At 37.8% G+C, this 7,766-nt stretch carries 4 protein-coding genes and 2 pseudogenes; 4 read left to right on the top strand and 2 right to left on the bottom strand.

The features are described 5' to 3' along the window. Positions 1 to 74: 74 nt before the first annotated feature. The 3 genes and pseudogenes from malQ to AFK68_RS19590 all read left to right on the top strand — a co-directional run. A pseudogene (gene malQ / locus AFK68_RS19600) lies at positions 75 to 1,292 on the top strand (4-alpha-glucanotransferase); the annotation flags it as partial. A gap of 60 nt (positions 1,293 to 1,352) precedes the next feature. Further along, positions 1,353 to 1,790 (top strand): 4-alpha-glucanotransferase, encoded by a 438-nt coding sequence (locus tag AFK68_RS39275; protein WP_246844294.1) that lies wholly within the window; start codon positions 1,353 to 1,355, stop codon positions 1,788 to 1,790. A gap of 844 nt (positions 1,791 to 2,634) precedes the next feature. Beyond that, the gene (locus AFK68_RS19590) at positions 2,635 to 3,714 is read left to right on the top strand and encodes a trypsin-like serine protease (RefSeq protein ID WP_094674349.1); all 1,080 of its coding nucleotides are present in this window, start codon (positions 2,635 to 2,637) and stop codon (positions 3,712 to 3,714) included. Positions 3,715 to 3,801: 87 nt separating this feature from the next. Here the strand turns inward: AFK68_RS19590 and AFK68_RS45750 are convergent. Beyond that, positions 3,802 to 3,902 (bottom strand): annotated as a pseudogene (locus AFK68_RS45750) (hypothetical protein); the annotation flags it as partial. Between the two features lie 91 nt (positions 3,903 to 3,993). Further along, a complete protein-coding gene (locus AFK68_RS19580) occupies positions 3,994 to 5,163 on the bottom strand; it encodes a transaldolase (RefSeq protein WP_094674345.1) in 1,170 nt (389 codons plus the stop codon). 1,066 nt (positions 5,164 to 6,229) lie between these two features. Between AFK68_RS19580 and AFK68_RS19575 the strand changes: the two genes are divergently transcribed. Next, positions 6,230 to 7,705 carry a hypothetical protein gene (locus tag AFK68_RS19575; protein ID WP_094674343.1) on the top strand — a complete coding sequence of 492 codons (1,476 nt, stop codon included), beginning with the start codon at positions 6,230 to 6,232 and terminating at the stop codon, positions 7,703 to 7,705. The last annotated feature ends 61 nt before the right edge of the window (positions 7,706 to 7,766 follow it).

The following is a 7,766-nucleotide window of genomic DNA, read 5'->3' as shown; positions in this document are numbered from 1 at the left end:
CATTTATACTTATATTCGGTTATAAACTGCATAATCTGCTAAAATTCAAGTATTATTGAGATATAAAAAATACTATGACTTTTGAACGTGCAAGTGGAATCATACTACACCCCACCAGTTTACCCAGTAGATTCGGTATCGGGGATTTAGGTAAATCAGCTTATGAGTTTATTGATTTTCTAGTCAGAAGTGGGCAAAAAATCTGGCAAATATTACCCCTCGGTCCAACAGGTTATGAACATTCGCCCTATACCATGAACTTCAGCGCTTTTGCGGGAAATCCTCTATTAATTAGTCTGGATATATTGGCAGAAAAAGGATTATTAAATGCTGATGAACTCACACCTTTACCCTCAGAAGGCGATCCCGCATACAGTAGAGTAAATTTTGCCGAAGTCATTCCTCACAAAACTAAATATTTTCAACAAGCTTACGATCGCTTCAAACAAGATATTCCTTCAGAATACGAAACTTTTTGTGAAGAACAATCTTACTGGTTAGATGACTATGCTTTATTTATGGCATTGCATGAAGCTAACCCAGACAAAACATGGAATCAATGGGAACCAGGTTTAGCACGTCGAGAACCTAATGCTATAAAAATAGCAACTGAAATTCTAAATGATAGTATTCAATATCATAAGTTTTTGCAATTTCAGTTTTTTGAGCAATGGAAAAACCTGCGCCAATATTGTAACGAGAGAAATATCAAAATTATCGGTGATGTTTCCATTTATGTCTGCCATCATAGTGCTGAAGTTTGGAGTCACCCAGAAAATTTTGAACTCAACCCAAAAACCTTAGAAACTGCATGGAAAGCAGGAGTACCACCAGACTATTTTAGTGCAACTGGGCAATTATGGGGAAATCCTGTCTATAAATGGGAAAACTTGATAAATACTAACTTTGCTTGGTGGATCGAAAGATTCAGAGCAACTTTACAATATGTAGACATCGTGCGGGTAGACCATTTCCGAGGTTTTGAAGCTTTTTGGCGAGTGCCAGCAGGGGAAGAGAATGCTATTAATGGGGAATGGGTAAAAGCACCTGGTTATAAATTCTTTGAAAAATTACGGGAAACTTTGGGAAGTCTACCTATCCTAGCAGAAGATTTAGGAATTATTACTCCTGAAGTAGAAGAAATGCGCGATCGCTTTGAATTTCCAGGAATGCGAATATTATTATTTGCTTTTGGTGGAGATGTAAATAATCCCTATTTACCTCACTGTTACATCAACAACTGTATAGTTTATACAGGAACTCACGATAATGATACTACTCTGGGTTGGTGGNTGGGAAGTCTACCTATCCTAGCAGAAGATTTAGGAATTATTACTCCTGAAGTAGAAGAAATGCGCGATCGCTTTGAATTTCCAGGAATGCGAATATTATTATTTGCTTTTGGTGGAGATGTAAATAATCCCTATTTACCTCACTGTTACATCAACAACTGTATAGTTTATACAGGAACTCACGATAATGATACTACTCTGGGTTGGTGGTCTAAAGCTACCCAGGAGGAAAAACACCACGTTGCTAGATATCTAGCTTATAACTCTGATAGCGATATCCAAGAAATCAATTGGTCTCTCATACGTTTAGCCTCTTCTTCTGTAGCTGATATGGCAATATTCCCTCTGCAAGATATTCTTTCTCTGGATAACCGCGCTCGCATGAACGACCCTAGTATTAATCCCGGACAGTGGCGCTGGCGCTATACCACGTCAGAGCTTTTAAGTCAAGAATTGAGCGATCGCTTACTAAACATTACTCAACTTTACCATAGGTAATTCAATCAGGCTATACTATAAAATATCACGCTTTTGCCCTAAAATATAGCTGAGTCCAGCAGTCGGGTTTATTTGTTTCCATCAAAATATTTATGGTCTATTCGTCATAAACCCGACTTCGGTGTAGTTGAAACTGCATTTAATAATAGAAGTTTCAAAAAATATTGCTACATTGACTCTTTTTAGTGGAAGTCAGTAGGGGTTTGGTCACCAAACCCCTATATTTTTTGTGTCAAATAGCTGCGTATCTTGTATCTTCTCTATTCCTATTTTTCTGGTTATAGGTAACAGAAAACAGAGATTTGTAGCAAAAATTGATCTATCAAACTGTATAACACCTAAAACCTACTTCAATCAGAATCAAACCTAACTTCAAAAATTACACCCTGAAAGTTAAATTTATCAAATTTTGATGAAGAATTTTTAATATTTTTCTCCTCAATATTTGCTGAAGATCCCGCCCTCACTATATTTAAAAATTTTACACGAATGTAATTAAAAAAATTTATTACTATAAGTAGCATTGCCATAGTGTAAGTAAAATTGCTATCTTTTATTTATAATAATAAATTACTAGGGTCGAGTCAGGGTCAGATACATCTAGTGTCATTTCCCTTCAATGAAAACTTAATCCTGTTCTGTCAGTCTCCGAAATGCCTTTCTCTATAACGTTTATCAGTCAAGGGATCTAAGCGAGCGTACTCCAAAAATCAAGTTGTTGTATTTATTGTGAGAAAAAAATCGCTCTATCTCTTATAAATAAACTATTAAGTAATTCAGATTTTACTTTTATTCCCGGAAAGTGACAAAAGAGGGTTAAATTAGAACTTAAAGGAGTCAGGCAATGGGCATCTACTTTTCCAACAATTTAAAACAACAAAAAATATTTAATCCTTCCATACTCAAATCTTGCAAAAATATTCATATAAGCCAAATAGCTCTGCGTTGTGTACTTGGTCTCATAGCAAGTCAAGGTTTTCAAGTACCCGTAAAAAGTATAGTAATAAATGATACAGCAGGAGCCGACACTGCTATAAAACTAGGTGCCCCCTTGACGGCTGTAACTGATATTTTGTTCAGAAATTTTGAAACAGGTGAATTTGAAAGTGGTTGTACTGGTTCACTAATTGCAGATAATTATGTACTTACTGCCCAACATTGTGTTCAGGATGTTTTCTTTGAGGATGAATTGAGTGTTTTGTTTCGCGGTGATGATTCAGAAAATAGCATATTAGCAGATATTTCCGTAAGTAACATTTTCCAACAAGATGATACCTTTTCTCTATTAGACGGTACAGATATTGCTATACTTCAACTGGCTGAAGCTGCTCCAGACTCAATTACTCCTTTAAAATTATTTGGTTTCAACCCCGAATACCTGATTGGAAGTGATGCAACTATAGTTGGTTTCGGTTTCAATGGTTTAGGTAGCGTTGGTCATCAGTTTACCCCGGATGGACTGCGATGGGCTGCCGAAAATGTTATTGATTTTTTTGGTAGCGCTATCGATCCAGTTGATAATGAAGTTATTGGGTCAAATATTTTCAATCTTGACTTTGATGATGGAACTGATTACAATAACACCTTATTCGGTTTCGGTAGTAGTTCTTCACCTCTAACAAATGAAGGAACTACTGCTAGTGCTGATAGTGGTGGTCCGCTTCTGGTAGAAGTAAATGGTGAGTTATTAATTGCAGGAGTTCTTTCTGGTGGTTCCATTGACACTAGCGAATTTGGTGACATATCTTGGTTTACTGGAGTTACAGAACACCGCCTATTTATAGAAGAGAATGGTGGTGAATTTGTTGTTGATTTTCTGCATACGGTTACTGCCAGTGCCTCTACACCAGAACCTACTGCAACATTAGGATTATTTGCTACTGCTTTTGGAGCATTTTCTTTGCTCAAGAGTAAAAGAAAGTAATTTTTTTCCCAATACTAAAATTAACATAAATCCCCACTCTAACAAATATGAAGAGTGGGGATAATTTTCGATAAAACCTAATTACAATTAAACTTTAGCTAATTGGAACACAGATCCTAAACCAGATGCCATTTCTTCTGGAGATATTTTTCCATCTTTATTGATATCCAGAGCATCAAATACAGCATNTAATTTTTTTCCCAATACTAAAATTAACATAAATCCCCACTCTAACAAATATGAAGAGTGGGGATAATTTTCGATAAAACCTAATTACAATTAAACTTTAGCTAATTGGAACACAGATCCTAAACCAGATGCCATTTCTTCTGGAGATATTTTTCCATCTTTATTGATATCCAGAGCATCAAATACAGCATCAGTTCCAGCCCACTCTTCACGAGTAATGAAACCATCACCATCTAAGTCATAGATATGGAAGATATCTTCTGCTGCATGGGTGACTCCTTCTAAGCTAGTCAAGCGATCTGCTAATAGTTTTTCCAATGATTCTAATGCCTTGGAGAAACCTTTAATTCCCTCATCCAACTTTTGAGATGCCATCCGATCTTCAGCGTGCATCTTATCAAAAGTTTCTTTGTCCATTGTAATTTTTTCTGCATCAGACTGAGCAGCTTTCTCCACAGAAAGTTTAGTAGGTAACTCACCTGTTGTTGACTCCAACTCACCTAACAAAGCAGGTGAAATAGTCAACAAGTCACAACCTGCTAATTCTGTAATTTCTCCAATGTTACGGAAACTAGCTCCCATAACTTCGGTATTGTAACCGAATTTCTTGTAGTAGTTATAGACCTTAGTCACAGACAATACACCGGGGTCTTCTGCTGGAGGATAAGAATCTCGTCCAGTCTCTTTTTTGTACCAATCTAAAATACGTCCTACAAAAGGAGAAATTAGAGTAGCGCCAGCTTCAGCACAAGCGATCGCCTGGTGCAAACCAAATAGTAGAGTTAAGTTGCAGTGAATACCCTCTTTTTCTAATACTTCTGCTGCTTTGATACCTTCCCAAGTAGAAGCAATTTTGATTAAGATGCGATCGCGAGAAACTCCAGCAGCTTCATATTGAGCAATTAAATCTCGTCCTTGAGCTATTGTTGCTTCTGTATCGTAGGATAATCTAGCATCAACCTCTGTAGAAACCCGTCCTGGAACAATTTGTAAAATCTTAAGCCCAAAAGCAACTGCCAGTCTCTTAAATGCTAAATTTGCCACATCAGAAGCAGTCGCATCTGGTCCCAGTTCCTGCCTTGCTCCTTTCAAAGTTTCATCCACAATTTCTTGATATTGTGGCATCTGAGCAGCAGCAGTAATTAATGAGGGATTAGTAGTTGCATCCCGTGGCTTAAATTTTTCAATTGCTTGAATATCGCCTGTATCAGCAACCACGATGGTTACTTCTCGTAGTTGTTCGAGCAAATTTTTAGCCATTTGTTTCTCCTTTTGAGAATAAGTTGCTTACTTCTGGTTTACTTAAAAATTACTCTAGAAAACTTCAAGAAAATGTCACTTTATGACATTTTAATATTTAACTTCCTGCATTTCGGTCATATCGGTTTTTTGGCCGTGGGTTTCTACGGCCAATTTATGCCTAAGATTCAACACATCGGCAATCCCATCTTAGGATTTATAGCAATCTAAGCATCAGTTTTATTAGCATATCATAATTAGCTTCAAAATTTCTGTGCCCTAACATACACTATCAAATTGCTGCTATTACTTATGAAATTTATCCTTTCCTTATATAGGTTTAATACTCTATCTGCGGATAAGTTAAGTCACTTGGATGGTTCCTTTAAAATAGTGCATTCGGAAATTAGGCTCTGTAGGGGCGGGTTCCACCATAGGGACGTTGCATGCAACGTCGGTACAACGAGTTTTCGCATTGAGTTAAATAAACCCGCCCCTACCCCAACCAGAAAAATCATCAAAACCTAGGGGCGGGTTCCACCATTAAGTGAGCGAGTTTTCACCTGGAGTTAGCTAAACCGGCCCCAATGATATAACCTACCATGGGGCAGGGCGGGTTTATGTAAATCTTAGAGTAAGTATTGGTACTTAGACATTTTTTGGCAGAAAAACTGCTTGTTTGCGCAGCATTCCGGAGGAAAAGCCAGTCTAGACAAGGGAATTACGTCAACNTGGTACTTAGACATTTTTTGGCAGAAAAACTGCTTGTTTGCGCAGCATTCCGGAGGAAAAGCCAGTCTAGACAAGGGAATTACGTCAACTCCTTAAAAATGGCTAAAACCCTTGGTAATAAAGGATTTATACCTTTTCGACGTAAAACCGCCTCCCTATCTATATTTGAGCTTATTTTTGGCAGTTAAGTTGTCTAAGTACCAGTATGAAAATGTCCGTGGGAACCCGCCCCTACATATTGCACCATTTAAGGTGTGTTAGTCCAGTAGGTGCGTCTCATTATCCTCTATTATTCGGATACAACGTTTCACCCGCCGTATCAATAGATAGACTTTAATTTGCCGCATCCCCAATAATGAGTAACTTTTCCAAATTCACCGCTACCCTCACCAAAAATTTTGCTGCTGTTTGCACCATTCTAACCACAGCATACTCGAACCCAGTATTAGCAAAAACTCCCAAATGGTCTACCTCTGCAACAGACCTCCAAACCACAGCACCTTCATTAAATAAAAAGCCGAAAAATTCCACCCCAGACCCAGACTATATTATTCCGCCACGCATCGCTGCAGATGAAAAAATTAGCCCTCTAACCACAAGTTTACCTCTCAACGATATTCCCATCAGTCACCTGATAAAATGGCAGTTTAATACTTCGTTTTTTGATGATGAAAACCGGGGGTTAAATACAGCCATTCAAACAGCAGCGCAATTTTTACCCGATGTCATTCCCGACTTAAAAGGTAGTGAAAATGCTGTCAACTCTAATATTAACCGTCATTTATTTTTAGCAGCTAATAATACCCGTTTGCCTAGCAGCAGTTTTACCATCTATTCAGCAGGAGTCGGAAGAGCAAAAAGTTTAACACCCGATGTTACTAGCTTAAGGCAAGTTCCCAAAGGAAATTATCATAGTATTTGGTTAGGTCTGTCCCCAAACATTGACCGCAGTATTAACGAAGGTCGTACATTCTACGACCCCACAGGTCCACAATTAGCGATCGCCAGTGCCGGAGCAGAAGGTGGAGCTGAGAGCAATGTCGAATTAGAGTCGGCAGTTAATCAAGACACATTTTCTACTGCCAACCTCCAAGATTTTTATGCCCAAGTATATCTTAGCTTTTTACAACAAGATGCTAACTTTGTCAGAGAAAGTATTTATCGGGAGGAAACCAGTTATTATCCCCATGTCAGCTTTACTGGAAATTGGACGGGTACTCAAGATGTTTTCCGTTACTATACTGGTGCTATTGCCTCTGAAGAAGTTAAGTTTTACCTGGGTGGTGATTCAAAAAGCACGGTAAATGGTTGGAGTTTTCGCGCTGGTGGAATTGGTTATCTTAACCCAGACCGAGATTATTATAGTCAACTTTTTGGGAATGTCGCTAAAAGATTTCGTATTAGTAAAAATGCTAATTTTAGCTTATCAACATTCTTCAATTATGCTATAGATAGAGATACTAGAATTGGAGATATTATCAACAATTCACCTGCCAGCGAACTTGCTGCGAGGGCTCGTTTAAATTGGGGAATTACTTCTGTTGGTGTCACCTATTATTTTGGTCATATTCTCCCTAATTCTTTTGAAGACAGGTTATTGTTAGATTTCAGTATTCGTCCGCTCAAGACTGTTAGTTTTTCTGGTTATGTTCCACCAGTTGATGAAACTTCTAACCGCTCTCTCTACGGTGGGAGTTTAACTTGGCGACTAAACAATAAAAATAATAGTCCGACTCTATCTTTGAGTTGGAAAAATCAAGAATATGATTATGGTCAAGATCCCTTTGGAAATAATCTTATAATAACTGATAATAGAGTTGTTGGGAAATAAGGTAAAATGGTTCAAGCAGAAATTGGCCAGAAGAATGCTAAATATTGAACGAGCCTTAAAA

Source organism: Hydrocoleum sp. CS-953 (assembly GCF_002260545.1).
Taxonomy (GTDB): domain Bacteria; phylum Cyanobacteriota; class Cyanobacteriia; order Cyanobacteriales; family Microcoleaceae; genus Trichodesmium.
This window is presented reverse-complemented; position numbering and strand designations above follow the sequence as displayed.

Excerpts from the sequence above, each read along its gene's own strand:
- AFK68_RS39275 (WP_246844294.1), top strand. The coding sequence starts at position 1,353 with ATGCGCGATCGCTTTGAATTTCCAGGAATGCGAATATTATTATTTGCT.
- AFK68_RS19590 (WP_094674349.1), top strand. The coding sequence starts at position 2,635 with ATGGGCATCTACTTTTCCAACAATTTAAAACAACAAAAAATATTTAAT.
- AFK68_RS19580 (WP_094674345.1), bottom strand. The coding sequence starts at position 5,163 with ATGGCTAAAAATTTGCTCGAACAACTACGAGAAGTAACCATCGTGGTT.
- AFK68_RS19575 (WP_094674343.1), top strand. The coding sequence starts at position 6,230 with ATGAGTAACTTTTCCAAATTCACCGCTACCCTCACCAAAAATTTTGCT.